At 60.7% G+C, this 24,824-nt stretch carries 24 protein-coding genes; 11 read left to right on the top strand and 13 right to left on the bottom strand.

The annotated features are described in order from the left end of the window. Positions 1-895 precede the first annotated feature (895 nt). From ASG57_RS26465 to ASG57_RS26435, 7 genes are all read right to left on the bottom strand, one after another. Entirely contained in the window at positions 896-1,831 is a 936-nt protein-coding gene (locus tag ASG57_RS26465) for a DUF2493 domain-containing protein (protein ID WP_057198207.1), read from the bottom strand. A gap of 339 nt (positions 1,832-2,170) precedes the next feature. Continuing rightward, complete coding sequence (locus tag ASG57_RS26460) at positions 2,171-3,217, bottom strand: DUF7146 domain-containing protein (protein ID WP_057198205.1); 1,047 nt, start codon at positions 3,215-3,217, stop codon at positions 2,171-2,173. A 68-nt stretch (positions 3,218-3,285) separates the two neighbouring features. Then, a complete protein-coding gene (locus ASG57_RS26455; RefSeq protein ID WP_057198203.1) occupies positions 3,286-5,415 on the bottom strand; it encodes a ParB/RepB/Spo0J family partition protein in 2,130 nt (709 codons plus the stop codon). 157 nt (positions 5,416-5,572) lie between these two features. Further along, a complete protein-coding gene (locus ASG57_RS26450; protein ID WP_057198201.1) occupies positions 5,573-6,769 on the bottom strand; it encodes a hypothetical protein in 1,197 nt (398 codons plus the stop codon). A gap of 277 nt (positions 6,770-7,046) precedes the next feature. After that, positions 7,047-7,946: a plasmid partitioning protein RepB C-terminal domain-containing protein gene (locus ASG57_RS26445; RefSeq protein WP_057198199.1), complete on the bottom strand. Its 900-nt coding sequence runs from the start codon at positions 7,944-7,946 to the stop codon at positions 7,047-7,049. Next, positions 7,946-8,836, bottom strand: coding sequence for a plasmid partitioning protein RepB C-terminal domain-containing protein (locus ASG57_RS26440; RefSeq protein WP_057198197.1), 891 nt, complete (start codon positions 8,834-8,836; stop codon positions 7,946-7,948). The genes ASG57_RS26445 and ASG57_RS26440 overlap by 1 nt, the downstream gene beginning before the upstream one ends. Next, positions 8,836-10,425 (bottom strand): recombinase family protein, encoded by a 1,590-nt coding sequence (locus ASG57_RS26435; protein WP_283806206.1) that lies wholly within the window; start codon positions 10,423-10,425, stop codon positions 8,836-8,838. Before ASG57_RS26435 ends, ASG57_RS26440 begins: the two co-directional genes overlap by 1 nt. A 219-nt stretch (positions 10,426-10,644) precedes the next feature. On the opposite strand from ASG57_RS26435, the gene ASG57_RS26430 reads away from it, so the two are divergent. Further along, positions 10,645-10,893: a hypothetical protein gene (locus tag ASG57_RS26430; protein ID WP_156402827.1), complete on the top strand. Its 249-nt coding sequence runs from the start codon at positions 10,645-10,647 to the stop codon at positions 10,891-10,893. A 330-nt stretch (positions 10,894-11,223) separates the two neighbouring features. Here ASG57_RS26430 and ASG57_RS26425 read toward each other — a convergent pair whose 3' ends face one another. The 3 genes from ASG57_RS26425 to ASG57_RS26415 form a co-directional block, all read right to left on the bottom strand. After that, the gene (locus ASG57_RS26425; RefSeq protein WP_057198191.1) at positions 11,224-12,876 is read right to left on the bottom strand and encodes a hypothetical protein; all 1,653 of its coding nucleotides are present in this window, start codon (positions 12,874-12,876) and stop codon (positions 11,224-11,226) included. A 116-nt stretch (positions 12,877-12,992) separates the two neighbouring features. Then, positions 12,993-13,589: a hypothetical protein gene (locus ASG57_RS26420; RefSeq protein ID WP_057198189.1), complete on the bottom strand. Its 597-nt coding sequence runs from the start codon at positions 13,587-13,589 to the stop codon at positions 12,993-12,995. Positions 13,590-13,686: 97 nt separating this feature from the next. Then, positions 13,687-14,562: a hypothetical protein gene (locus tag ASG57_RS26415; protein ID WP_057198188.1), complete on the bottom strand. Its 876-nt coding sequence runs from the start codon at positions 14,560-14,562 to the stop codon at positions 13,687-13,689. Between the two features lie 352 nt (positions 14,563-14,914). Here ASG57_RS26415 and ASG57_RS26410 point away from each other — a divergent pair, with 352 nt between their 5' ends. The 7 genes from ASG57_RS26410 to ASG57_RS26380 all read left to right on the top strand — a co-directional run bounded on the left by ASG57_RS26410 (position 14,915) and on the right by ASG57_RS26380 (position 19,850). Beyond that, complete coding sequence (locus ASG57_RS26410; RefSeq protein WP_057198186.1) at positions 14,915-15,271, top strand: glyoxalase superfamily protein; 357 nt, start codon at positions 14,915-14,917, stop codon at positions 15,269-15,271. An 11-nt stretch (positions 15,272-15,282) separates the two neighbouring features. Next, positions 15,283-15,717 carry a hypothetical protein gene (locus ASG57_RS26405; RefSeq protein ID WP_156402826.1) on the top strand — a complete coding sequence of 145 codons (435 nt, stop codon included), beginning with the start codon at positions 15,283-15,285 and terminating at the stop codon, positions 15,715-15,717. Between the two features lie 17 nt (positions 15,718-15,734). After that, the gene (locus tag ASG57_RS26400; RefSeq protein ID WP_057198182.1) at positions 15,735-16,157 is read left to right on the top strand and encodes a hypothetical protein; all 423 of its coding nucleotides are present in this window, start codon (positions 15,735-15,737) and stop codon (positions 16,155-16,157) included. A gap of 30 nt (positions 16,158-16,187) precedes the next feature. Continuing rightward, positions 16,188-16,760 carry a hypothetical protein gene (locus ASG57_RS26395; protein ID WP_057198181.1) on the top strand — a complete coding sequence of 191 codons (573 nt, stop codon included), beginning with the start codon at positions 16,188-16,190 and terminating at the stop codon, positions 16,758-16,760. A 47-nt stretch (positions 16,761-16,807) separates the two neighbouring features. After that, complete coding sequence (locus ASG57_RS26390; RefSeq protein ID WP_057198179.1) at positions 16,808-17,716, top strand: hypothetical protein; 909 nt, start codon at positions 16,808-16,810, stop codon at positions 17,714-17,716. Between the two features lie 91 nt (positions 17,717-17,807). Further along, on the top strand, positions 17,808-18,506 hold the full coding sequence (locus tag ASG57_RS26385) for a hypothetical protein (RefSeq protein WP_230646545.1): 699 nt from the start codon (positions 17,808-17,810) through the stop codon (positions 18,504-18,506). A gap of 69 nt (positions 18,507-18,575) precedes the next feature. Beyond that, on the top strand, positions 18,576-19,850 hold the full coding sequence (locus ASG57_RS26380) for a hypothetical protein (RefSeq protein ID WP_057198175.1): 1,275 nt from the start codon (positions 18,576-18,578) through the stop codon (positions 19,848-19,850). Between the two features lie 338 nt (positions 19,851-20,188). On the opposite strand, the gene ASG57_RS38135 is transcribed toward ASG57_RS26380, so the two are convergent. Beyond that, a complete protein-coding gene (locus ASG57_RS38135) occupies positions 20,189-20,614 on the bottom strand; it encodes a hypothetical protein (protein WP_156402825.1) in 426 nt (141 codons plus the stop codon). An 845-nt stretch (positions 20,615-21,459) separates the two neighbouring features. Continuing rightward, positions 21,460-21,969 carry a hypothetical protein gene (locus tag ASG57_RS26370; protein ID WP_156402824.1) on the bottom strand — a complete coding sequence of 170 codons (510 nt, stop codon included), beginning with the start codon at positions 21,967-21,969 and terminating at the stop codon, positions 21,460-21,462. 297 nt (positions 21,970-22,266) lie between these two features. Here ASG57_RS26370 and ASG57_RS26365 point away from each other — a divergent pair, with 297 nt between their 5' ends. Beyond that, the gene (locus tag ASG57_RS26365; protein ID WP_057198169.1) at positions 22,267-22,980 is read left to right on the top strand and encodes a hypothetical protein; all 714 of its coding nucleotides are present in this window, start codon (positions 22,267-22,269) and stop codon (positions 22,978-22,980) included. A gap of 45 nt (positions 22,981-23,025) precedes the next feature. Beyond that, positions 23,026-23,601, top strand: a complete 576-nt coding sequence (locus tag ASG57_RS26360) for a hypothetical protein (RefSeq protein WP_057198167.1) — start codon at positions 23,026-23,028, stop codon at positions 23,599-23,601. Positions 23,602-23,694: 93 nt separating this feature from the next. Here the strand turns inward: ASG57_RS26360 and ASG57_RS26355 are convergent, their stop codons facing one another. After that, positions 23,695-23,997 carry a hypothetical protein gene (locus tag ASG57_RS26355; RefSeq protein ID WP_057198164.1) on the bottom strand — a complete coding sequence of 101 codons (303 nt, stop codon included), beginning with the start codon at positions 23,995-23,997 and terminating at the stop codon, positions 23,695-23,697. 527 nt (positions 23,998-24,524) lie between these two features. On the opposite strand from ASG57_RS26355, the gene ASG57_RS26350 reads away from it, so the two are divergent. Continuing rightward, a complete protein-coding gene (locus ASG57_RS26350) occupies positions 24,525-24,788 on the top strand; it encodes a hypothetical protein (RefSeq protein WP_057198162.1) in 264 nt (87 codons plus the stop codon). Positions 24,789-24,824: the final 36 nt, after the last annotated feature.

Genomic DNA, 24,824 nt, shown 5'->3' with positions numbered 1-24,824 from the left:
GGGAACGCTTGACTCGGACGTCTGCGTGCCAAGCCCTCAGACAATGGCGCTAAAGGACACTTCTCAGCGCATGACCTAAATCGTTGCCGACCTTCTTGAACGAACCGATGGTAGCCATATCAAGTCTCCTTGCGTTGTTTCGGACCGCGACCACCGCGGCCTCGATGGCGATGACCAGGCCGAATGACGATCGGCGACGCACCCGCTTGCGGGCCGAAGCACCGCGGAGGACGCCAAGGCTGAGACTTTCTTGTCGCGCGAGGAATGGGCTTGCCCAGGGGAAGAAAGTCGCAAGACTGGCGTTGCGTCTCAGACGGTCGAGGCGCAGCCGGTCTTCGGCCAGATCAAGCCATCAAAGAGGCGAGGTTTTCGCGTGCTGAACAACATTGAGAGGAGACGTGACGGCCATCGGTCGTACGATACAAGAGGTCGGTTCGTTTTCAGGTGGGAAAAGAGAGGCGCACATGCAGAAGGGACGAATCACTTGCCGAGCATAAGGGCACCTGCAAGCAGGCTCCGCTCCAGCACATAGCGCGCCGAAGCGTTGCGAATGGCGGTTACGAAGTGTTGCGAGGAAGGTCCCGCCTATCGGATCGACCGGACATCACCGCGCGTAACGATCGAAGCAACAATCGATACGGAAGCGAAGGTTATACGCTGTTTTGCTTGCGGCTGCGAGCGCAATCGAAGACTCGTTCAAACCCGCTCCGGTCTCGTCGGGCGCATTCTGGGGAGACAGCAATCGACAACCGCACGGTGACGTCAATGCAGGCCGGCTGGATACAGACGGAGGCCGTGTGTGACGGCGACAATCGGCACAGTTCGCAAAGCCCGCTGACTTCTCGGAGCGATCTTGAGTAATACACGGCATGAGGCGCGAGACTCGATCGCGGCGCTATGCGCCGCCGTCGCCAAATTTCCAGACCGGGATTCCCATCCGCCTCGCCTTGTCGGCGAGATTGTCCTGAATTCCCGTTCCCGGGAACACGAGGACGCCGATCGGCATCATCGTCAGCATGAGATCGTTGCGCTTGAAAGGTGCGGACTTAGCGTGCTTCGACCAATCCGGCTTGAATGCGACTTGTGGAACTTTGCGGTTCGTCGCCCATTTGGCCGCAATCAGCTCGGCGCCCTTTGGTGAGCCCCCATGCAACAGGACCATGTCACTGTGCTTGGCGTGAACCTTGTCGAGGCGATCCCAGATCAGATGATGGTCATCGAAGTCGAGGCCTCCGGTCAGTGCGACCTTGGGTCCGACCGGAACAAGCACCTCAGTCTCGGCGCGACGCTTTGCGGCGAGAAAGTCTCGGGAGTCGATCACCGCCGAAGTGACCGAGCGATGGCCGACGAGCGACCCGGATCGCGGGCGCCACAGCGAACCAGTGTGAGTTTCGAATTGTGCGATGGCTTGTTCACGGAACAGCTCCATGCAGTTGCGGCGTTCGATCAGCGAAAGCCCTTCCGTGACGAGTCGCTCGAGTTCGACCGACCGCACCTCGGAGCCATCCTGCTCGTGTTGGCTCCTGCGTTGCGCCTGTTCGTTGTCGTCGAGCTGTCGCTCGATCCGGTTGACGGCTCGATGGAACAGATTGACCGTCGACCAGAGCAGGTCCTCCAGGTCCGGCTCCATGCGGCTGTCGCTCAGGGTTGCCACGAAGGCATCGAAGATGTCGGCAACGGCCGCTGCAATCGTCTTGGCTTCGGGAAACGGCCTCGGATCGGGTTCGTCGCCGAATGGTTGGTAGCCGTAGAGTTGCAGTTCGGTCAGAACGTGATGAAGCGGGGATGAACCGTGCTGCGGTTCGAATGCGGTGTCGTCACGATCGGTCATGGGATGAGGCCCTCCGTGGATCGGCCGCGACCATCGCGGCCTTCGTGGCGATCACTCAGGCGGCGGGCGGACCGGACCAGAACCCGAAGCAACGCGGAGGGCCGAAGCGACAGCGGAGGATGGCAGGGCGCGGCTATTTTGCTTCGCGATGCAAAGGCGGGATGGACTGATCGCTGTTGATCTGCGATGACCACCGCCGGCGGAAAATAGCCGCGCCCCTGCCATTGCCGGTGCGGTCCGCTTGCCGTCCGATCGCCCTCTAGAAGGCCGGGCGCGGCCCTCTCACAACGACGCCTCGCCTTGATCGGGCTGCCGACCTCGATTGCGAAGCGCAGGCGCTCATGCCGTGACCGCGACCGCCGACGGCAAGAAGCGGACGACATCCGCAGGCGCAAGCTGAATGCGCAGCGCTGCCCGGAGCTCATTGACGCCGAAGGTGCGCAGATCCTCGTTGAAGTCGTCAAGCAGGGGCGATAGTGCGATCGCCTCGATACCGGCGGCTTCGGCCCGCTGCGTCAACGTGGATGCCACGGCCTCTCCAGCAGCATCGGCATCACAGGCGATGTAAAGCCGGCGCAGGTTGGGTGGAAGCGACACGGCCGCAAGATGGTTGGCCGATAGCGCTGATGCCATTGGCAAGGTCGGCAGGGCACAGCGCAAGGAGAGCATGGTCTCGATGCCCTCACCGGCGGCGAGGACATCATCGGCCCGTCCAAATCGGACAGCGTTGCCGAGCAAGAGGCCCATTGCGCGGCGTGGTGTGTCGATCGGCGCCTTGCTGCGACCGGAGGGGTCGAGCCAGGTACGGTGGACGCCGGTGACGATGCCAGTGAGCGTGGTGACGGCGGCGATCAGGGCCGGCCAGGTCTCAGTCGGGAGGTCATGATCCGGCCTGTAGTAGCAACGCGGGTGAAACCGAAGGCTGGTAAGCTCATGCAAGCCCAAAATGCCCCGGGTCCGGAGGTATGTTTCTGCGAGCGTGCCATGAATGGGCTTGGACATGGCAAACAGGCGCCGAGCCGATTCCGGCGAACCGATGGGAACGGATGGGAGCGGCGATTTAGATTCCGCCTCGATCTGCGGCAGGCAGAGAAAACGCCGCGCCTCGGCAAGGACATCGCGGAATTCAGCAAAGCCGCAGCTTTCCCTGATGACGTCGAGCAGATCGCCGTGTTCAGCGGTCGCAGCATCGGTCCACTTGCCGGCCGCTCCCTTACCCCCATTGTGGCGGCGCAGCCGAACAAACATGGATCGACCAGGCGTGTTGTGAACGTCGCCGACAACCCAATAGCGGCCAACGCGCCGGCCATTTGAAAGATAGTGCCGGCAGACGAGTTCGGCTCGCTCGGCCAGCCGGCGGGCGAGATCGGATACTTGGGCTGACATAACTGATCCCCGCCAAAGAGAAGGCCCGCCTGTGATGGCGGGCCTTCGAGTGTGATGCTTCTGCTCGCCTACTCGGCCGCGGCAAGCGGCTCGTCTGTGAGAATCGCGTCATCTTGGCCGAGATGCTCTGCGCCGAGCTTGGTCGCTTCGCGTTCGGCGGCGTTCGTGTCCTCACTGCTCGAATCGGACCACGAGACTTGGTCAGATTCCACGTCTACTGAAGTGGTGCTGATGGCCTGGCCGGGCGTGCGCAGCGGCTCCGGAAGCCAGCCCGAGCCAGCGAGGAGTTCTTGTGCCCGCTCCGCCATCTCGCCCTTTTTCAGGTGCTCGATGAGCTGAGCCGCAGTCTCTCCCTTGACCTCGCGGACGGCTTGCAGGATGCGCGCCTTGGTTACCCGCCCCAAGTAGTTGTCGACGGTCGGCGTCCAGCCTGCGGCAGCAATGTCGAGCCCGACTGCCTCGGCGAGGCGGTCGGCATGGCCAAGCGCACGCGGGCGCCGATTCCAGGGCTCGTACACCGCATTGACGCTCAGCGCGATGCAATGTGCGAACAGGCCATCGCGACTGTCCCGGTCGAAGGTCGCGAGCGTATCCCAGAGCTCGGCTGATTCACGCGGCAACTGCTCCGACCACTGCCGGTGCCTCTCGTCGACGGACTTGGCGATCGTGGCATCGCCGAGGCCCGGCGCCTGGCTGCCGAAGACGACGCTCTTGGCGTCGATATCGACGCAGGATTCGGGCGTGTAGCGGTAAAACAGTTTCAGGCAAAGCGCGTGCAGTGCCGCCAGGAACGCAACGTCCGGATCCCCTGCCAGCGCATTGCGCAAGGCCAGGGTGCGATACGCCGTGAGTTCGGTCATCAGCCGGTCAGGAATCGGCTTGATGCCCTCTTCTTCGTTGGGCGCCTCGGTATTCGCCGAGGTGCGTGTCTGCCCTTCGGTCGCATTTCCGGACGCAGAGGTCGCCGCTGAGGTGGCACCCCGCTCGGCGTCAGCTTCTCCCTCCGCCTGCGGAACTGCCGGCTCATCCTCGGGACGAACATAGCCGCGCTCGACCCGAAGCGCGCCTGACGCATCGATGCTGACGAAGGCACCCGCGCGCGCGACCTCGTCAGGATCGTACTGGACCGGTCGCTCATCGAGTTCGGAAAGGGCCGTCTCGATCTCGCCAAGGCGCTGATCGATCCCTTCGGGAAGGACGTCGACGTCGGAATGCTCCTGCTCGAGACGCTCGTACTCGGCGCGCAGCGCTACGGCCGCAGCCTCCTCCTCGTCGGTCATCACGACGGACTCGCCGGAGATGCGGCGCAGACCATAGATGTGGCCGTAGGGAAAATCGACCGCGACCTCGACCCATTTCCAACCTTCGGCGCGGATGTTACCGGCCTCGCGTTCCAGCTTCTCGGCGACGAGCCGATCGAGCAGCATCGGCTCTTGCAGCCAACCGCCGTCATCCTGCTGAAAAAGATCGCGAATGATGTCGCCGCCGGCGGCCTCATAAGCCTCGATTCCGACGAATTGGGCGCGCTTGTCGGAGGCGCGCACGGCGCCTTCAGTGAGCAGACGCCGGATGTAATACGGTTCCTTATTGTGCGAGCGCTGCACCGCCTGCCATACCTGCTGCTGGCGCTCGTGGTCTGGATTGACCGCAAACGCCATCAATTGGTCGAGGCTCATGCCGTCTTCGGCATAGACGTCGAGCAGCGCTGGCGAGATGGCGGCGAGCCGGAGCCGTTGCTTGACGACCTGGACGCTGACAAAGAAGGCAGCAGCGATCTCGTCCTCGCTCATGCCCTTCTCACTCATGTCGCGGAACGCGCGGAACTGGTCGAGGGGGTGAAGCGGCGCGCGTTGGACGTTCTCGGCGAGCGAATCCTCCTCGGCGAGGCCATCGGTCCGGATGACGCACGGGACCGGTGCGTTGCGCGCGAGCCGCTTCTGCTTGACCAGAAGCTCGAGCGCGCGATAGCGCCGCCCGCCGGCCGGGACCTCGAACACGCCGGTTTCGGCGCCCCCCTCGTCGAGAACCGGCCGGACGGTGAGGCTCTGAAGCAGGGTGCGCCGCGCGATGTCCTGCGCGAGCTCCTCGATCGAGACGCCCGCCTTGATACGGCGGACATTGGACTGGCTCAACACCAGCCGGTTGAAAGGAATATCGCGTGACTGGCTCAGGACGATCTTCCGAACAGATTTAGCCATTGAAGTTTCTCCGCGACGGGCGGTCGAGAACCTCTCTCGACCTTCTGGCCCGTCACGAAGCGAAGCGCCGCCCTCTAACTCTGAAGGGCGGCGCCAGCCGGAGAAACCGAGAGCTGAGGCTCGTCACGCGCGCTCCATCGGGGCGGCGCGAACGGCCTCAGTTAGCCCGATCGAGCAACTTTTTGGCCTTCGCCTCGAGATCCAACCGGGCGTCCTGGTACGGCTTGTCGCGCGCCACGGCGGTGATGCCTTGGACGAAGTCGAAGATGCTCTCAGGCTTGCGGCCTTCCTCGGCGAGCACCGTCTCGATGATCTTAGCCGTCTCCGACTTGCCGAATCCACGCTTGCGCAGAAACTCGGTGCGCTCCTCATCCGTGCGCGCAACAATCCGCTCCCGCGCCGCCCTGATGCCATTGACGAACGGCGCCGGCGAGGAGTTGGCGAAGCGCGTGAGCGCCGGCGCCGCCTCGTGCGCGAACCGTGACGCTGCGTATTTGGAGTGGCGGATGGTGATCTCCTCGAAATCCTCCACACCCCAGAGATTGCGATTCTGGCACACGGCGCGGAGATAGAAGCTCGCGATCCCAAGCGTCTTGGCGCCGACCTCGGAATTCCAGCAATAGAAACCGCGGAAGTAGAGGTCGGGCGCGCCGTCCGGCAGCTTGCCGGCCTCGATCGGATTGAGGTCGTCGACCAGGAACAGGAAGACGTCACGATCTGATGCGTACAACGTCGTCGTGGCTTTCGTGATATCAACCCGCGGGTTGTAGATGCCGGTCGACCAGTCGAGCACGCCCGGCACCTTCCAGCGCGTGTCGCCGGTGCCATTGCCGGCGATGCGCTGCACGGCGGCGACCAGTTCCTGGTCAAAGATGCGCCCATAGTCGGGGCTGGTGACCGCGCGCAACTCGACGCGTCCCTCCTCTACCTGTAGCGTCTTGATTAGTTCGGCACGATTCGAACTCAGTCCGTACTGAAGATTTATGGCGGCGAGTGGTGCCGGCAGTTGCCGCAAATAGGACGACGGCGCTCCGACCATCGTTGAGAGCTGGCCGAAGCTCCAATGAGTCGGCGCAAGCGGCACATCTTCGCCCGGCAGCATCAGCGTCAGACGCTCCGCGTCATCACGATTCGCTTCCACCCGGATCGCCGGGCTCTCGACTGTCCGAGTCCGGCTTCGCTCGGCACGGCCGCGCACGGCGGCGTGAAGCTCCGAGAGCGACAAAAACCGCTCGTCCGCCGGCCGGGAAAACCACTCCGAAGCGACGCGGCCGACGCGTTCACCACGGCTCACATCCACCCGATAGCCGCCGCGCTCGCCGCGCGCGGCATCCAGAACATTGAGTTGGGTCATGGGGTATCTCCATGACGGGCGCCGCGAGACTCTTCTCTCGGCTCTTAACCCGTCACGGAAATTCCTGCCAAACTCTAACTCTGTGATGCCGCGGGGGACTGTCGGACGCGCAGCGATCGAAGGGCAAACTTTTGGTGAAGGTCGCCGGTTGCTGCCGGCAGGCGTAAGGAGCCAGGCAGAATGGAACGAGATCAAGAAGCCGGCGGTGACAAGGCATGGGGCCCAGTGACACGGCGGCTCCGCCAGTAAGCAAAGCGACCTGCAACGGGGAAAGCTCCTAGGCCGCTGATTTCTGCTGTTCGGCGATCTTCTGGAATTCGGCGAGGAGTTCAGGAAAGTTCTGAGCGAGGTAACGCACAATCCGGGCGTTCTCAAGCAGGCGATGAAGATAGCCAGTCGCGACGACAAGATCGAGATGATCGGCTCCATACGACTGTTCCATGAGACGAAATTCGCGATCCAGGTTCGCGGATTCCTGCTCCATCAATGCGACTTGTTCATCCGTAAGGCCTTCGACATGCTTTGGTCTTGCCGTTTCAACCAATTGCGACTGCGGAGTGGCTCCCACCAGGGACTTCGCATACGTGATAGAGAACTTGTTCATGGCGACCATGAGTTGGGCCGCCTCTATCTGTCGCATCGGCTGCATCTTCCGCAACTCCGCAAATGTTGCAATCGGGACGTGCTTGTCCTTGAGCAATTCGACCGCTTCCGTACAGATGCCGTCCAGCAAGCGCGTCTTTAGCCGGACATGAGCCACGTTCACATTGAGCACCTTCGCGATGCGTTCTTCCGGGACGCCTCGTTTGATCGCGGTCAGGATCATATTGCGTTCCTGAACGGTCGCGATCCGGCTAACTCGCTTGTTGTATGTAAATGCTTCATCGTCGGTCGCGACCAGGCACGTCGTTTCCGTGGTCCCCAGCTCCTGGAGGACGGCGAGCCGCAAATGTCCGTCGAGGAGGAGATACTTGCCCTTTTCGCTTCGATCTCGCGCGACAACGAGCGGCTCTACAAGCCCGATCTCTCTTACGGAGGATTGTATCTGGCTATACTTCGGGGTCTTCTTGACCGCATCGTTGATCAGACGAAGCGGCTGAATGGTGCCAATAGGAAGATTCACGCGCTCTTTCTCGAACGCCATTGTGATGGGACGCCGATCAGGTTTGTGGGGCATTATCCGACGTCTCCACGTTCCATCCGTCCCAACAACTTCTTTGGCACGGAATCGAGCTTTTCCGCCTTCAGGAGGGACACAAATCGTTCATCTCCAAAAAGCTCACGCATCGCATGAGCAATGAAGAGCAGTCGGTTTCGAGTCGCGTCCGCCTTGCGTATCAGGAGACGCTTGCGGTCCGTATCCTCCTTATAGGCACGTAGCAGGGTGCGGGAGGATAGCTTCTGTGACGCCTCTTTCGGACCCCTCCCACGAATTGCTCGCCCGCGACGCCGCCTGCTCTCGACAATGCGCTTCACGATCATCAATTTTCGGCCCCGCAAGAGATTTCGTTCGTAGGCCTGATGAAGCGCTTCCTGGATACCGATATCGTCGGCGTCCGCGATTTGTACGGCGACGCTCACTGGAATATGTCCAGCTTCGACCGCCCTCAGCAGACGCTGCTCACCTTGCGCGAGCAAACGGCCGACGCCGCGAACATATTCGAGCGACAATCCGGTCTTCTTTGCGATCTCCGGATCGGTATAGCCACGTTGTTTCATGCCACCGATGTCATGGAGCAGGTCGATGGCGTGATGCTGGCGCCTGGCACAGTTCTCTACCAGGCTCTTGACCATGCAGTCTTCAACACTGGCTTCGATGACAAGCGCCGGGATCTCGCTGGCCCCCAGCTCCATGAACGCCTCCAAGCGCCCCTGACCGCAGACCAGGTCGTATCTGACACCCTGCTGCTCCTCTCGCCTGGTGACCGTAATCGGCTTCTTGAGGCCCAACGCAGCAATGTTTTCGACCAGCTCCCGGAAGCTTTTCTTGTTGCGTATCCGCGGGTTAACGACCGATACCTGGGAGACAGGAACGATCTGCACGGCGAGCGAACTGGATTCTGCCATCACGCAACCTCCCTGAGGGGGACTCTTTCTGCCATCTCGAAGAGCGGCTCCATGGAATCGAACAGGTAAGCATCGAGCGAGATGCCGTTGTGCTCTTGCAGCCGCAACACTCGCTCGTCCATGTCTAGGGTTGGCAAGATGAGGTAGTCTCGAGCTGAGATATTTGAACTGTCCATCCGGATCGCGACGGTGACATCGGGCATCAAGCTCCGCTCCAATCGAACCCGCCATCGCAAGGCACCTCCGGCTGTCTCGCGACAGCGCGCGATCACGACAGAGACGGAGAACTCGTCGTTCACGATCAGCAATTCGGAGGATGCCTGCTGGCTGATGCACCCGCCAAAATGCTCAAGTCCCCCGATGACCTCCTCGATGACGGCTGGGTGGAGCTTTCGAAGCGTTCGATTGATCTCGATGTAGTTGAAGTCCCTTTCGGGCGTGTAACCAACCAGACGATAGGCACGGATCAAACTGCCGAAGCGTCGCTGGAATGCACCACTGGACGGGCAGCTGTCCGTCTCATCGATCAGAAGCCCGGAAAGAGCTCCTTTGGAAAGTAGTAGCTGACGAAGGCAGACAAGCATTTCCTCGTCGGTCATCCGGTGTGAGCGGGCGTCGATGATCGCTTGAGCAGCGTCGTAAAGCATCCGGTCGACAATTGGTTGAAAAACATTGTCGGCTCGCACCCAAGACTGCGGATCATTTCGGATGCGGTTCTGCTTCAGCTTGAACGAACCACGATTCCAGACATTGTTGCCAATGTATTTCTCGTTGATGAGGATCTGATGGACAGTACCGCGGGTCCACGGCCGATCGAGATCAGTCCGGATACCTCGCTTATTCAAGTTGTCCGCGATCGTCGCCTCGTTGAGCCGCCGCTCCACGAAATCGCGATATATCCCGACAACAATCTCTGCTTCTTCTTGCGGCCCAGGCACCAGGATGACACGATCGGTCTGAATGCTCTTGTGTTGTCGGCGCCGCAAGATTCCTTTCGATTCGCCGCGGTCATCCACGAGTTGACGGCGCAGGCCGAAGCCTGACGGACCGCCTTGGCGAAAGCCTAACTCGATCAGGCGCTTTTGGCCGGCGAACACTTTGACTGAGAGTTCGCGGCTGTATTCGGCCGCCATGCGACGCTTGACGACCTTCTGGACGTCGGAGCCGATGCTACCGTCATTCTCAAACTGTTCGGCACAATAGGCGACCTTCACGCTGGCGGCGCGACAGCGGTACTCGTAGAACGCGGCCTCGTCGGAATCAGGAAACCGTCCCCAGCGACTGACATCATAGACGAGAACAATTGAGAAATCGGCCTCTCCGCCCTCGATGTCGGCGAGCAATCTTTGCAAACCGGGCCGCCCTTCGATATTGAGCCCGCTCCGACCGGCGTCGATATAGGTGTGGGCGATCTCCAACCCCCGCTGTGCCGCATAACGCTTGATGACATCAGACTGGTTTTCCGTCGAATATTTCTGGTGCTCCGTGGACATGCGCACATACTGCGCCGCGCGAAGCGATCGAAGGGAATGTGGGTCCTCCGTCCGCTGGCTGAGCGGCGGCGTTCTCGGCGTGTCTTTGCGTTCCACGATACTAACCGGTCTTGGGCTTGGACGTGGTGCGAGCTGAAGGGTGCTGAGGATCGCTACTCCGCGAGTGTGTCGAATATCTAACTAGAAGGGATTGGAAAAATGTTGCCAAAGACAGGCAGAATTTTTCGCAATGGAAGCGGTGACAATGCGCCCCGTCTGGTTTACGCGCGGGCCGTGAGCGAGGCCTTGAAGAAGGGGTCCAGGTCGACGCCCCATATGACGAAGAAGATCCGGCAGTGGACGGGGGCTGGCGAACGCACCATCAAGAACTGGCTTGAAGGAACTTGCGGCCCCAGGGGCGAGCACCTGCTGCTGCTTGCGTACTATTCAGATGAGGTCTTTGAGACAATTCTGACGCTGACGGAACGAGACAGAAACATCGCAAGACCGAAGTTGCGGGTGATCTGCGATGAGATGACTAAGTCTCTGCGGGTTTTCCGGAATCTCATGGATCAGGAACTCTAGGAACCGCAGGCGCGCTCGCGCGGCACCTGAGCATCCATCGCGGTGAGTTGCGGCGTTGGAGTGGACGACGGTCCCGCCCAAGGCGCGGCGGGCTAACTACATCTCGCGCACGATCATACCTGGGAGGCCAAACCTCAACGACTATCAAGGCTGGCGGTCGTCGACTGCGATCTCCGGATTTCGAGCCACGCTATCGCGTTCTCGCGGTTCGTTGGCAAGGCTTTGTGACTACCCTTGCCGAGCGGTCTATGCCCCCTATGGTTCCTATGAGTTCGCGTTCGGTGAGCATGCCGATGCATCGGACGATGATCCCTATGCCCCCTATGCTCCCTATGCCTTTGGCGTCGGCACAGGACGTCCGCGAGCTTCGCCATGCCGGATCAACACGCCATTGGGGCGCAAATCAGTCTTCTGCAGGACGTATGCAGACGTGCCCCATTTTCCGAGCGGCTTGTTGCGCAACATGACGAACCCGCCCGCGCGCGTTCCCTCCAGATTGGCCACAAAGCCCGCAAGGCTTTGCCGGCTTCCGCGACCGTGCGGATGAGCCAGTAGCGAAAGGCGCATGTCGAGCTCTTTGACCTTGATTGCGCGATCGCCATAAAGCTCATGCCAGGTCGTAAAGAACTCGACGACCTGAACGCGGCGAGGGTCGTCACGCTTGATATCGGAAATCCGCTGGACCGGGTCGGCGCAGCCGAGCGCCAGCAGCGGATCGCGGCACCAACGCGCCCACTGTTCAAAGCTACCAAGCGCTTGACCCTGCTTGAGGCGATTCTGGCGACCCCACCGCCAGATCGTGAGTGCCGCGGCGAGAAGGTCGAGCCGCTTCCGCTGGATCAGGGCATCAAACTCCTCGCTGAACTCGCGCCGTTCGGGATCTTCGCAACCGGCATCGAGCCCAACGATAAGGAAGCGCCGTGCAAGATCCTCGGACACGGCAATGGCGTTCCCGGTGATGGCGAGAAAGGCGTTCGTGGTGATCGAGACCATCTTCGTGTTCTCCCGGAAGGGTCGGATCGCGCACGGGTTTTCGGTTGCGATCTGCGCCAGGAGGTTGGAACGGACAATCTCAGCGTTGACATTGTCGAGAAAGACGACAGGGTCCGCGGCGACCAGCGCCGCAGTCAAACGCTTATCGAGTTCCGCGCGATCACCCGTACTCGTGAACGCTTTGGGCGCGAAGTTGAATGCGATGCGCGCCGCAGCGCGAATGAGCTTTCCCTTTCCAGTCCCCGCACCAGAGTATTGCGGGGAGCGAATGATGAAGCCGGGAGCGAGCGGGAGACTGGGACGGCAGATGGCGGTCAGGATGGCGACCAAGTAGCTCGCCTCGTCGACCCCCGGCGGCTGCGAGAGGTCGACCGTCAGCCTACCGCCTGAACCGGCGGTCTTGGGCGCGTCCGCAAAGGGGAATGTTGCGAAGGGCCTGCGAAGACTATCGAGCGCCTTCTCAGCCTGCCTTCGCGTCGGGCGATCAGGAATGCGGGGCAACTCCACCCCTGTGCACCAAAAGCGCATCTCGCTGTCGTAACCGCGCGTCGCGCGGATCGAGCCGCCATCAGAAAGGATCGGGGCGCGGCAAATACCGTCCAAGAGACGGACACCCCAAGCGTCGTGCCGGTTAAGGTAGAGCTTGGCGACACGTTCCGGAAGCGTGACGGGCTCGCGCATGATCTCGCCACGCACGATCTTTTGCAGAACGGGACGACACACCTCATGGCTGTAAGTGACCACGTCATGCACGTTGAGGAGAGGGGTCGAAAAGCCATCGTCGGTCTTCACCAGCTTCACGAGGGTGGAACCCCGCTGGAACAGGCTCGGCGAGTTCGCCAAATGCTCAGCCAGTTTGCTGGCCGCGGCTGGCAAATCGGCCTGGTCGATGATCAGATCGGGGCGCCCGTCGGCGGCAGACGACTGACGGAAATCTGACGGATTCGGATGCTGGTTCTCGCTAACACGGCTCGAATTCTTGTTGGACATGTGCTTCCCTTGTTAGCGAACCGACTGGCGACCGGGTTCGTGGAAGCCCTAGCCCGAAGCCGAGAAAAAACTAAGCAAGTCACCTCGCGAGTTTGGAAAGGCGGGTCCGATGCTGGTTAGATCACTTCCGCCGGCGGCGGGTCCTCAAAGGGCTTTCGCGGGGTAGAATTTGCGATCTCGACGCGCGCGCGCACCGGATCGCTCGTTAACACTTTAAAGAACTGCCGTATGCGTTGCTCGATATCGGTCATGCGCATTTTCCCCCCAAAGTGTCTCTCGAGCGGTTGCCGGGCCTCCACCAATGCCTCGTAATCGAGCGCGATGGGCGCGATCGATCCGTAGTTCAGACGCTTGATCAGCTCTTTGGCGTAGAGGCCGTTGTCCGTAAGATGCCAGCGGTTCGGAACGACGATCGTGCCGCGATCATCCTCGAGCTCATTCAGAAGAGCCTCCAGTTCGGGCCGTCCCTCGGTTTCTGTCTCGTAAGCGATCTTCGCCATCCAGTCTATCTCGCGAGGATCTTCGTGTTCCTTCCGAGGATAAATTGCGCCACATTTGACGCCGATGTCTTTGACCAATGGCTGCCGGAGTAAGTTGAAGAACGCCTCAATATCCTTCTTGTTGTCCTCGTTGTATTTCCCATCACCCTTCTTCTGTTTGTTTGCGGCACCTTTTGCGGAGTGGTAACCGTAGAGGGGAACCGACAATCCCATAGTACTCTCCCAAAGCAGCGCCTACGGCGCGATCGCTAACAAATACTCTTCAACAAAAGATTAGTCGTTGAACATCACCTGACCGATTGGTGAATGCTCACTGACTCAGCAGATCTGCCGAAGCCAAGAGCGCGAACTCCTCGTCAGTCAGGCCATTGCTAATCGAGTTGCCGCTGGCCGCGCGATTCTCAGCTAAAGAGTTCTGTAGCTCGGAGATATCAAAGGACAGCCGCAGCAGGAGGCTCAGGATTTCATCTCGCTGCATGACAACGACCGCGTCGGCGCATTCTTGCTTGAGAACAGGGAACGGGACGCCCTCGCGCGGGTAGATACCCAGCTTCTCATAATATCTAAGTCTGCCGGAGATCGCTTTCGGCAGTAGATCGTCGTAAGGCAGCAACGAGATGCAGGTGTCGGCGTCGTAAGGACGACGCGATCCAATTGTGGTGAGGATGCCCAAAGCCCGATCTCGCAAGTCGGCCAACGCTCGGACATCTGCCAGCCGCCTCCAAGCTCTGGAATGATAAGCAGTCATGACACCCCTGATTGCAATTTCGCAATTTCGGTCGGCAAACACGTCGTGCCCTTCCTTGCTTCTGGCGACGAAGGCTTCGCCTACTGTCAACGCACCGGTAAACTGACCGCCGGCAAATGAGCGCTGGATTGTAATGGCTCGCGCGGCCGTAACCGGTCGGCATCGACATTCGGTATAACCACTGTGTGGGACGAGTTGAGGCTCAGCCTCCTCGAAAGGTCCAATTGCCAATGGATAATGCCTGGTTACGTAGGACAGGCGCGTCTTATGGATCGATTGAAGCCAAGTTTCATGAACGCGCACCACGCCCGAATAGAAATCAGCGCCCGACTGCTCGATGTGGTTGACAATGCGCACGTCCCAGGGAGTTCCGAGGATGGTCTCCGGGAGAGCTGCACGTACTTGGGTTGCGAGAGCGTCGTCAGCGAGCCTGCTCATACGGGATCCATCCGAGACTGAATACAGTCCAATAGCGCGGACATTTCAATCGATCGTTGCGCAGATCAATAAAAGTCTATTTTGGGGGTGAGATGCATCGCGCCGGTCAAGGCTACGCACGACTTGCTAGTGGCTTTGGCGATTGACGCACGAGCGTTCGCACCCCTGTAGGTGCGCGCGGTGCGCTGATTGACCGGCGCTGGGCGAGATCCGCATCTCGGCACAAGGGCCAGACCTCAAAACTCACGAAGTCACTTCCTTAGTTTCGCGGCCAGAGCGAAGTAACGTTGGGCCCGGGCAATGGCGTTCGACCCGTCGTTCATTCGAGTGCCGCACGAGTGTGAGTGACATCATGCGTTTCTTTACCAGCGAAACGAGGATTAAGCGGGACGCCAAGCGCCTCATGAAGTCCTTGGCGCGGCATGGCCAGGAGTTGAAGTACACCAAATGCCTCGACTTGATGGCGCGGCTGCACGGCTTTTCGCACTTTCAGGAGTGGAAGAGAACGGTACTGGACGGTCCGTTGAGCACGTTCGACGAGGACGCCGATGACGAGGCTGTCGAGGCCCGCTTCCAGCACCAGGAGTGCGTGATGGCCGAAGCTGGGTTTGCCGCCATCGCTGGGGTGGTGCTCGACGAGGTGAACCCCACCGGATGGCGTAAGCAGTCTTTTGGGACCGGCGAGGCCTTCACCCATGATGCGGCATGAGGAGTTAGCACATGCGTATTAGGGTGAACGACGGCAACGTCATGCGGCTCAGGGCTGCGTTGAACGGCGCTAACGGCAAGGCGCAGAAGCACACAGCAGTGGTGGCCGACATCCTGGCTCTCTCGAACAGAGCCGAACGGTCGCTGATCGCGGCGGGAATTCCCGGGCGGGCGCGCGCCGGCGCCGAGGTGGTCTGGCACGCGGCCGGGCCAATGGCCAAGGCTTACGGCTACAAGATGACCCGCACCTACCTGACGCTGACGAGGGGTACGCGCGACTGGTTCTTGACCGAGGTGAAGCGTGTGGGGGTCTACCCGCAGCAGAGCGAGCGCTATCGCATCGGCATCTCCACCGCCCAGCGCGACCACATCGTCGCGACGGCGCTGCGCACCTTCGAGGTCCGCAACACCGCCGACGACAACGTTGCGGCAGCGCCGGCCGTCTAGACACGCGAGCTAGTCACATGGACACGAACTTCAACTCCAATTCCGAGCACATCGAGCAGCCCGGCGAGCCAGAGCCCTGCATTTCGAAGGCCCGGTTGAAGCGAGAGGGCTGGCGGGAGGTCCGCGCGTTCATCGAGCCGACCGAGCCGGCGGCCAGCACGAAGAAGGAGAAGCCGGAAGCTCGGACCGACGGCGAGAGGAAGGCTGATCAGCGCCGGCGTCAGCATGCCGACGGCCTAAGGCAGATCAACGTCGTCGCGCCTGAAGACAACGATGCCCGCGCCCTCATCATGCAGGTCGCGAAGGCCGTCGGATCGAAGGCGGTTCGCCGCGACATTGCTGCCGTTCTCGCCGACCGCGATCTCGTGAAGATCGCCCGGCGGGTAAGGCGGTTGCGTGGCAGCGAGGCCGATCAGGCCCGGGCACTGCTGAAGCTTTAGATTCTCTTCACGTCACAAGGAGCCACGCAAATGAGCAAAGTGTATCTCGCCCAGCCGCTGTTCCGGCAAGACAGTCCGGATTTCCCGTACTTGGCGAACCTCCCCGCTAAGTTCACGCTCGACACCCCCGGCGGAAGCCTGGCGATCGCGCTCAACTACTACACCATCGAGGCTTATGCGTCGAAGGCCGATCGGGATGCGGCGTGCGGCATGACTGCTCATCCGGACATCAAGTACGTGCCGATCACTCGCGTGCCCGCCACAGAGGCCGAGGAGATCGGGTGCGGTTATGCCCTCGAGCATCCCGAATTCGAGAGGGTGCTCGATCCGATCTTCGGCCGCCTGGTCGAACGTTTGGTCGGCAGGATGATCGGCGCCGGACGGAGCGCAGAGGGTCCGATCGCGATGGAAGCGCTGTCCATTGCGCGCACGCGCTACACGATCGAAGCCATCGCAGATCACGACAGCGTCCGCTTCGAGGTCGATGGCTTGGCCGTGTTCGAGAAACGTGACCGCGCGACGATCAACGCAACGTGCGCCTTTCTCGAGGAGCGGCTCCATCTGCACCTCCTGCCGACGCTGCCGAGGCGGAAGGCTCACTAGATCCGAGCTCAATGGCGGCGTCACGGCTTCTAAACAGGGCGACCATAATGAATGATCTGACCTTCGATCACACCATCCTGCATGCTACGGCCGTCGATCTCTGGCCGATCCAGAAGAAGGGCTGTCCTTCTCTGCCGGCTTGCTTCGAGTTGGCATACGGATCGGGGCTCCTCAAGCTTATCCACGCCGCGATGCCGGATTGGCTCATCGTGACGCCCGAGCATATCCGTATTGCCGCGCCCGAGGCCATGAACATGACGCTGTTTCGTGAGGAATTGGCCGTCGGCGGCGCCCTTCGCGCGGCACTGGTCAACTTGCGTTGCGCCGCCATCGTGGATCGCGGAACTCTCGCCGAGTGCATCAAGGTCCGGCAAGCGCTCCAGAGCCTCGCCGAGCAGCAGCCGGTCGGCCGCAGCCTCGAGGAGGAGGACCACGAGTTCGACGACCCGGTCATGAAGCCGTATGATCGCTGGTGGTACGGCATCGAGCGGAACGGGAACGAAACCGTCACCGGCAAGCCGCAGGTGCTGGCGATTCCCATCCCGCACGTCAATCGTGCGAGGGAGCGCAATCCGAACCTCGCCATCGATGAAATGTATGATCTGCTGGCGGACGGCCTCAGCCCCGTCATGGCAAAGATCGGCGTGCCCAAGCACAGCGCCGACTATGCGGAAGCGCGCGCCGAATGGATCGAAATCGCGATCGAATCTCTCGTGGCCAGCATCGAGGTGGCGGTGAAGGGCTGGCCGGTCCTGCCGGGCGGGCCTTTTCAGAATGTCGTGTGGGTCGACGACGACATGTTCATCATCACGCTCGACACTGTCGATGGCGTGACCTTGGCCTCGCCGACGGCGTCCAAGCAAGCGCTGGAGCAGTTCACCCTGGAGGTTCACAGGGTCGGGCGCTCTCATCTCGCGGACGGGCTCGAGACGCTCCGTCGCGCCGTGGTGTCGTGAACTGATCGGGACTGCGCGGGCGAGCTACGCACCTGCACAGGAGCCACGTCGGTGCGCTTTACGGATACGGAATTCAGTAGGAGTAGACAGCATGGCAAAACGTAGTGGTACGCCCGACCAAGGTGAACTGACGATCCTTCATGGAAGGTTCGATCAGTCCGAGGCTCGCGAGCGCAATCTCGCAGAGCGGTATCAGCACATCCGGAGCCACATGGACGTGACGGAGGCGCTGAGCAGGCTCGCCGCGATCGAGAACGCTGGATTTCAGGGGCTGCTGGCGCAACTCGAGGACAACGGCGTGATCCTCGGCGCCGATGCCGTCCTCCCCAGGGACATGGCCCGCCGCCATGACAGATTTGGGCTGACGCTGGTTCTCCCGGAACGCGCGCCGCTGATCTGGCTCAATCTGCTCAAGCACGACAGCGACGCTGCTCTCGTCGACACCGTCGTCCACGAGGCAGTCCATTCCACCGTCCGGCTCCTCGAGCGGCTCCCGCGCAGCCCGGAGCCGGACGAAGTGATCGCCTCCTATGGCGAGGAAGTCGTCGCCCTTACCGGAACGATCCTCATTCTGCGCAAGATCGCCTTTCCCGCTCATCGCGAAATCGCTCAAAACCTGATCGCGCTCGCCAATTGCAAGAAGACACTTGGCCAGCTTGGATGCAGCGAGCAGTTCATGCGCGAAAGGCTTGCCGAAGCAGAGCTTGCTGCGGACTTCTTCACCGATTTCGGCATCGAAGTCGCGTGTCCCACCCTGGAAGAGGTCCAGTCGCGCTCCGGCCGCAAGTAACGGCGCGCGCACACAAGAACCGGGAACAAGGCACCTCCAAGGAATTGGCTTTCAGGCAACGGCATCCAAGTGCACAATCTTCCCAGGCTTCTCAAAGAGATCGAAGAACTGGCCGCCGTGTGCCGCGCCGAGATTGAGGCTTCGGACCGCCCGCTGGACGCTTTCCCCGTGCAGCGGGTGGTGCCGTTCTTTTTCGTGCACCCGGACCACGCGTCGGGCTGGTGGCAAAGGGTTGGGCCAGAGGTTTGGGAGCGGATTCATCGTCTGAAACAGGAGCCGGAGTTGCTCGTCATTCCGGAAGCGGAGTTGCAAGGGACGCCGTTCGCTCTGTCGCACGGGGAATTGCAACAATTCCGGAATGGTCCACTGCTTCGGATGATGTCGCTGATTGATCTACGACTCGCTCGTTCTCAGGGTGGTCGACGTAAGCGGGGTGTTGAAATCGCCATCCGGGAGGCATTAGAGTTCGAGGTATTTCGGCGCGATCCGGAAATCGGCGCCTTGCTGTCCTGCATGCGCGGGCGGTTCGACCGCGTTGACTTGGCGGTGACCAAGGGGACCGGCCTGGATTCGCTCGCAGAGCTTGCCTGGGTGCCGGGCGTCCCGACGAAAGGACACCCTGCGGACGAAACACTTAGTGAGTCGGACCGGCGTCTGGCGTTGTTCGAGACACTTCGGTCGGAAGGCGAAAAATTGGCAGTGAAATGGCTGCCTGGTCTCGCTGAACCCAGTGAAGCGGAGGCGACTATCGTCGCGCAGATCTTCGATCGCGCCTACTTGTCGCGATCGAAGACGGAGTTCGAGAATGCTATCAAGGCGTCTGCGAGATGGGTCCGCACGCTGATGAGAGCGTGCGCCCACGTAACGGAGGTGGCAGAAGAGAAACATAAGCTTGCAAAGCGCGCGAAGAAAGTCGAGACGCTGCGCCGCCCGCCCAAGGACAACAATCCGTTTCGCTCCGAGCCGATGACTCATCAGCAGCATGCGCTGTTCACCGGAAATGAGTTTTCGGCGGTCGATCTGACTTTCCTTGCTGTTGCGGCCGACATCGATCCGAACCTCGTTACCATCAATCACGTGCTGGCGACGCCGGAGTTCCGCGTTGCGCGAAAGCTTGGCCGGATCGGCCGAGGACATAGGGCCTCCCTCGATTTGGAAGAGATGAGGGATTTGAAAGAGCTCATCTTGGGTGAGCAGGGCCATGCCGAGGGCGCGATGTTTCGGGAGGTCCACGGCTATCTGGCAGAGTGCGCGTTCGAGCTGTTGCCGTTGGCAGAATGGTCCGATCGATTGGACGACGCCATCCTTCATGAGCAAGAACTCACGCTTCCGGATTGGGCCTGACGATCTTCCAGAATTCGAAAGAGGGGGTTGGAAGGATCGTTGCTTGTGCAGCATTTGCCGGCGGGGGGCGCCCGTGTTTCGGCTGCGTTGCTGCGGCCCACCCGTAAAGTGCTACGGATCTTTCTACCGGTCCCCCGATACTTCGGACTTGGATTGACTGAGCCTGCGATGGGTTGTTTGGCGTCTTCTTCGGCGCGATGACGGCCTCCGGCACCTTCGGCGCCCGTGTTCTCCGGTATGGGCTACGGCACGATCGGGCTGCTGCTCGGCGTCCCTATCGGCTTCGTCATCAATGTGACGCGGCACATCGGCCCGCGCTGAACAACGCTTAAGGCATCTCAGGTCGCGTCGCGCTCGAACCGATTTCGAACAGATTGTTTGATGTCTCGCTCAAGCTCGGCACGGTTGGCAAAGTTCTCCAACGAACGATGAGCTGCGCTTGCGGCCCCGGCGATCGCATTTGATGCAGGGTTTTGTTTCATCCGGAACTTGGCTGCACGGGCCACCCTCCGGAATAGCGAAGGTCGCGACGGAAGCGGTGGCGGAAGCGATAGCGGCTGCGCAAATGGCGCCTTTGGCTTTGCTGGTGCGTCAGCACGCGGAAGAAAGCATAGCCCCACTGCGGCGAACGGGGTGAAGAGTATGCTCGCCGCCATCCAGCCGATGAACGACCTCCGTTTCGCCAGCGCCAAGAATCCGATCAGGATCGAGAGTCCGACCCACGCAATTGCAACAGGCGGAATCGTGATCGAGATTGCGAACATGCCCCACCCCCAGCTCGGTCCGTTCAGCATCCTGACACAGAATAGCACCGATGCAACCACCGGTCACAGCCTTCAAGTTGACGGGAGGCCCTGGCTTCCCTTGGTGTCCGCACGCAAGTCCTGGACTCACGTAGTTCGAGCCAGCCGCACTTGGCGGCGAAGTTGAACCCCCACGCCGAATTTCGGACCGCTGGCGCCGGACCTGAAGAACGGCGCATTCACCGGATCGATGCAGATGCGTCCATTTGGGACTGGCTCGATGCCGCTTGCGATGTCGACCAGCGTGCGAGTGGTGGCGTCCGAATCGGCGTAGGGACGGCAGGGGGCGTACTTCAGTGCTCCCGTCGATAGGCCGAGTCGCCGTCCATTGACGACCGGGAAACCCCAGTCGAGATCGAGAGACCGACGACCCACCATCGGCTTGACCGCATTCGAGGCTAATCCGAGAAGGGAGCCATCAGTTGGAAGGTGTCAAAAATGACAGCTCAACTATGGTTAGAAATCGGAGTGGCCGGGTTTGCTGCTCTCGCCGCGATATTTTGGGCAATCTGTGGGGCTGAGTTTGTGCCACCCGATCGAGCTGGCATCGACTATAACGCTCCGCAGTCGCTTCCGAGCTTCAGCGGTCCGTGAAGAAGCAAAGTCATTGGAACAAGCTCGCGGCCTGGATGGCGTGCGCTTCCGCTGCATTGCAGGTCGCCGCAACGGTTGTCCATGTGGTTTCCACGCCACCCGTCTCACCGGACAAGACGACTGTGGTACCGCAACGCCTCAGTCTATTCGAACTCCCGTTCAATCCATGACTCTATAGGCGTGGGCGCCCTTCTCACGCGGCGCCAGCGGATTCAGTTCTCGCCGCGCTGTTGCTTGATCAACCCGGGAACGTCGGCCACATCGATTTCGAGCCGCATGCCGAAATCCTTGGCCGGGTATTGTTCCGCGTGCACGAGGACCTCGGGTGTCGGAACCACGAGCCGCGCCTGCCCCTTCGGCGAGAAGCAATTCTTTCCGCTCTTGATCCAGAAGGCGCTCCCGCCATAGCCGGACGCCGGTTCGTTCGCGAGATAGACTCTACCCTTGCCATTCTTGCCGGTTACCTTGCTCACGATGAAAAACAGGCGATTGGCATAGGTCTGCCGAATCACAGCGACATCACCTTCACTTGCACTAGTGTAGTATTCCCTGACCTGCTCCTCGGTCTGATCGACGCTGGGATCGCCCGGCCATCCCTCAGCGAAGAGGAGGCGCAGTCCTCTGCCTCTTAGAATTGCCGATGGCATTTTCTTTTCTTCGTTCATGGCTCTACTTCCTGATCGTCGCGTGAATGCAGTGGTGATAGCGCTGCGGCGGGGCATTGGACAGCCCCGGGGAGCACGATGGAACTGCTTCACGACGTTTATTGGCTTGGAAGATCAGCCAGCATTCATCTGACGGTTCCGATCGCGACGGTGCGAGAGAGAACACATAGCCGCACAAAGGCTGTCCGCAGAATCGCGGCAAGCTATCGATCCCTCGGGTCCTGCGGCGACTGGAGGCCACTACGTCTCGTGGGTGTGGACAACCTGGATGATCCGGCAACCGCAATCGGTTGAACATGCGCGCGAACCGGCTCACAATTCGAATTCAGCTGCAAATCGTTAATGAGTCGTCCTGTGATCGAGAATTTTCCCGACGAATGGGTCAATGAGGTCTGCGAGGCCGAGCCGCTCCCGGACAACCTGGACCTCGACGACGAACCAATCGCGGCAGGCCCCCCGCTCACCCGGGAGGAGATCGACTCCGCATGCGTGGAGTTGGCGCGGTGGCAGTCGGTGGATGCCTTCCAGAGCATCGAAAAGTCACTTCGCCTCCGTAACACAAGCCCTGATTTCTTTCTACAGCCTCAGCTCAAATTCCTTCACGACGCCTATGTCATCGCGAAGCTTGGGGCAAAGATCGGTGCCGATCAGGTCCGTCTTGCAGATCGTCGCAACCAGTGGCCAGATGGTTTTGTCCGAATAAACAAGCGCGCCATCAGCGTCGAGGTGACGAGCACGCACGGCGACCGTAAGCTCGGGGAGGAATACAGGAAGCCGCGCGGCATGCGGTTCGACCCGATCGACGATTGGCATGCCCGCGCGGACTCGATCCCGGGATATTTGGACATCGCCATCCGCGAGAAAGTCAGCAGGTATGGCGCGAGATACGCTGACTGCTGGCTCGTCGTATATCTGAATATCGACGAATGGGGCGTCCGGCAGCGCGAGATCGAGCAGGTCATCGTCGAGACGATGATGCGCTATGGCGAGTATTTCAAAGAGATCTCCGTGCTGTGGAAGGGGAAACTCTACAGCGCGAGTGACAGCGTGATCCAGGGTCATGCGTGATGACTGGACTGCGACGCCGATCGTAGCTATCTCATCGCTATGGCTATGCATGTCGATGCCGACCGCGCGAAGATGACCACGTCGTCGGAGACGAAAGCGGCAATCAAGTATCTGGTTGCGACCGGCGCCACCGCGATCAGCATCTTGGCGCGCGACGGCGCTTGCGAAATCCGTGTAGGCACCAAAATCGATCCACACGCCATCTCGGTGGTTTGGCTGCGAGAGCCAAACGCTATCGCTGTGTCGCGGCAGGCTCGCAGGGAAGCTGGAGAACGGCCCGATGCTGCGACCATCATGAGCGCTCTTCGCCGGGCGGCCGCGCATTGGAACGAGATGCTGACTCCACACGACCTGGCCATCGAGCGCACCACCGACGCGATCAGGCGCCTCGACGCGGCGATGGAAGGCCTGCGCGCCAGCGGGCAGCTCAGCATCTTCAACCAGCATTACCGTGCCGCCCGTGATGCGGCGGCGTCGAAAGACACAGGCTTCATGCCCTATGAGGTGGCGCTGTCGCGGTTGCGGATGGCGCTTGTGCCGCATCTGAGTGGCGGCAAGGGCTTCGGCGATGTAACCGAGTTGTTTACCGACATCTTTGGCCCGCCCGAATTCACCGACTAAGGTCGTCGAGCTGGGCCTGAGACCTTCCGGCCTGGCCCCAGACCAGGCGCACAGAATGTAAGAACCCGCCGCCCTGGGCGGGGTCGAATAGACTCAGGGTGTCAGGCCCGAAAGGCGGAATATCGTACGAGGGATGTCGCGAATGATGATCGTGTTCGCACCACGCGGATAGGTCCAAGTCTGGCCTACGAGCTGATCGCCCTTGCTGGCGTCGTAAGCGACGACCACACTCAAGCTATGCTTGGCCTTCAGGTGGGCCGTAATCTCCGGATAGGTTCCTGCGATCAGGGTCGCGCTCGTAAGCTCGATCTCATGACCGGTACCCTCTTCGATCGCGTCCCAAGCGATCATCCCGCCTCGATTGACCTCTTTGATCGTAAAAACAAGATCTGCCATCCCTAACCTCTCGCTCGCCGATTCTGCCATTTGCCGTTCCGCCAGCCTTCTTCGCGCAACCCAGCGCTCTCGCGCTATATTGGGGTATGTGAGCAATTTTGCTCGTTTTCGAGAGGTAAGATATGGCGATTCCAGTTGCTGCCGACGGCAGTGTTTTCGATCCGGTCACCTGCCGCCGAGCGGGAGGTTATTGGGTCGGGCCCAAAGGACGAGAGTACAAGTTCGCGCGCTACGACGATGCATTGGCGGCGCTCAACTTGATGAACAAGCCCCATTGGCGGAGACCTAATGCGAACGGCAGGTGGGGGATCGTAGTCGGCAGGCAGTGGGCTTGAGCGTCAAAGGAGCCGTGCCAGCGGCTCCTTTCACGTTTGGGGAGGCCTCCGTTCTACTTCGGAGAACTACGGTGATCATGAAACGGAACATCCCTTAGGAGCGCCCTCCATCGCGACGGAGATAGGCGAATTTCTGGAACAGCCGTCCCCCTTTCCGGTTCACTTAGTTCGGGTACGAGAGCGAGAGCAGTCATGCGAGGCATCAGTACCGGTCAAATCATCCTGCTGGTCGTTTTAAGCGCCGTGTTGATCCTGACGGGCGTTTGGGGTTTTTCGGTCTGGAGCGCCAGCACCGGCGTTGAGATGGGCAAGCACGGCTGGATCGCGCTGGGTCTTGGGACCTTTTTCTCGCTCCTCATCGGCTGCGGACTCATGGCGCTGATGTTCTTCAGCAGCCGCTCCGGTCACGATGAAGCCGCGGATCCGTTTCGGCACCGGCAACCTGACGACCATTAGCCGAGGATGTCCTCCGAAAATTCCCCAGGGCTATTG

It is taken from the genome of Bradyrhizobium sp. Leaf396, assembly GCF_001424605.1.
Taxonomy (GTDB): Bacteria; Pseudomonadota; Alphaproteobacteria; order Rhizobiales; family Xanthobacteraceae; genus Bradyrhizobium; species Bradyrhizobium japonicum_C.
The sequence above is the reverse complement of the archived record's forward strand: the minus strand, read 5'-3'. Positions and strand labels throughout refer to the sequence as shown.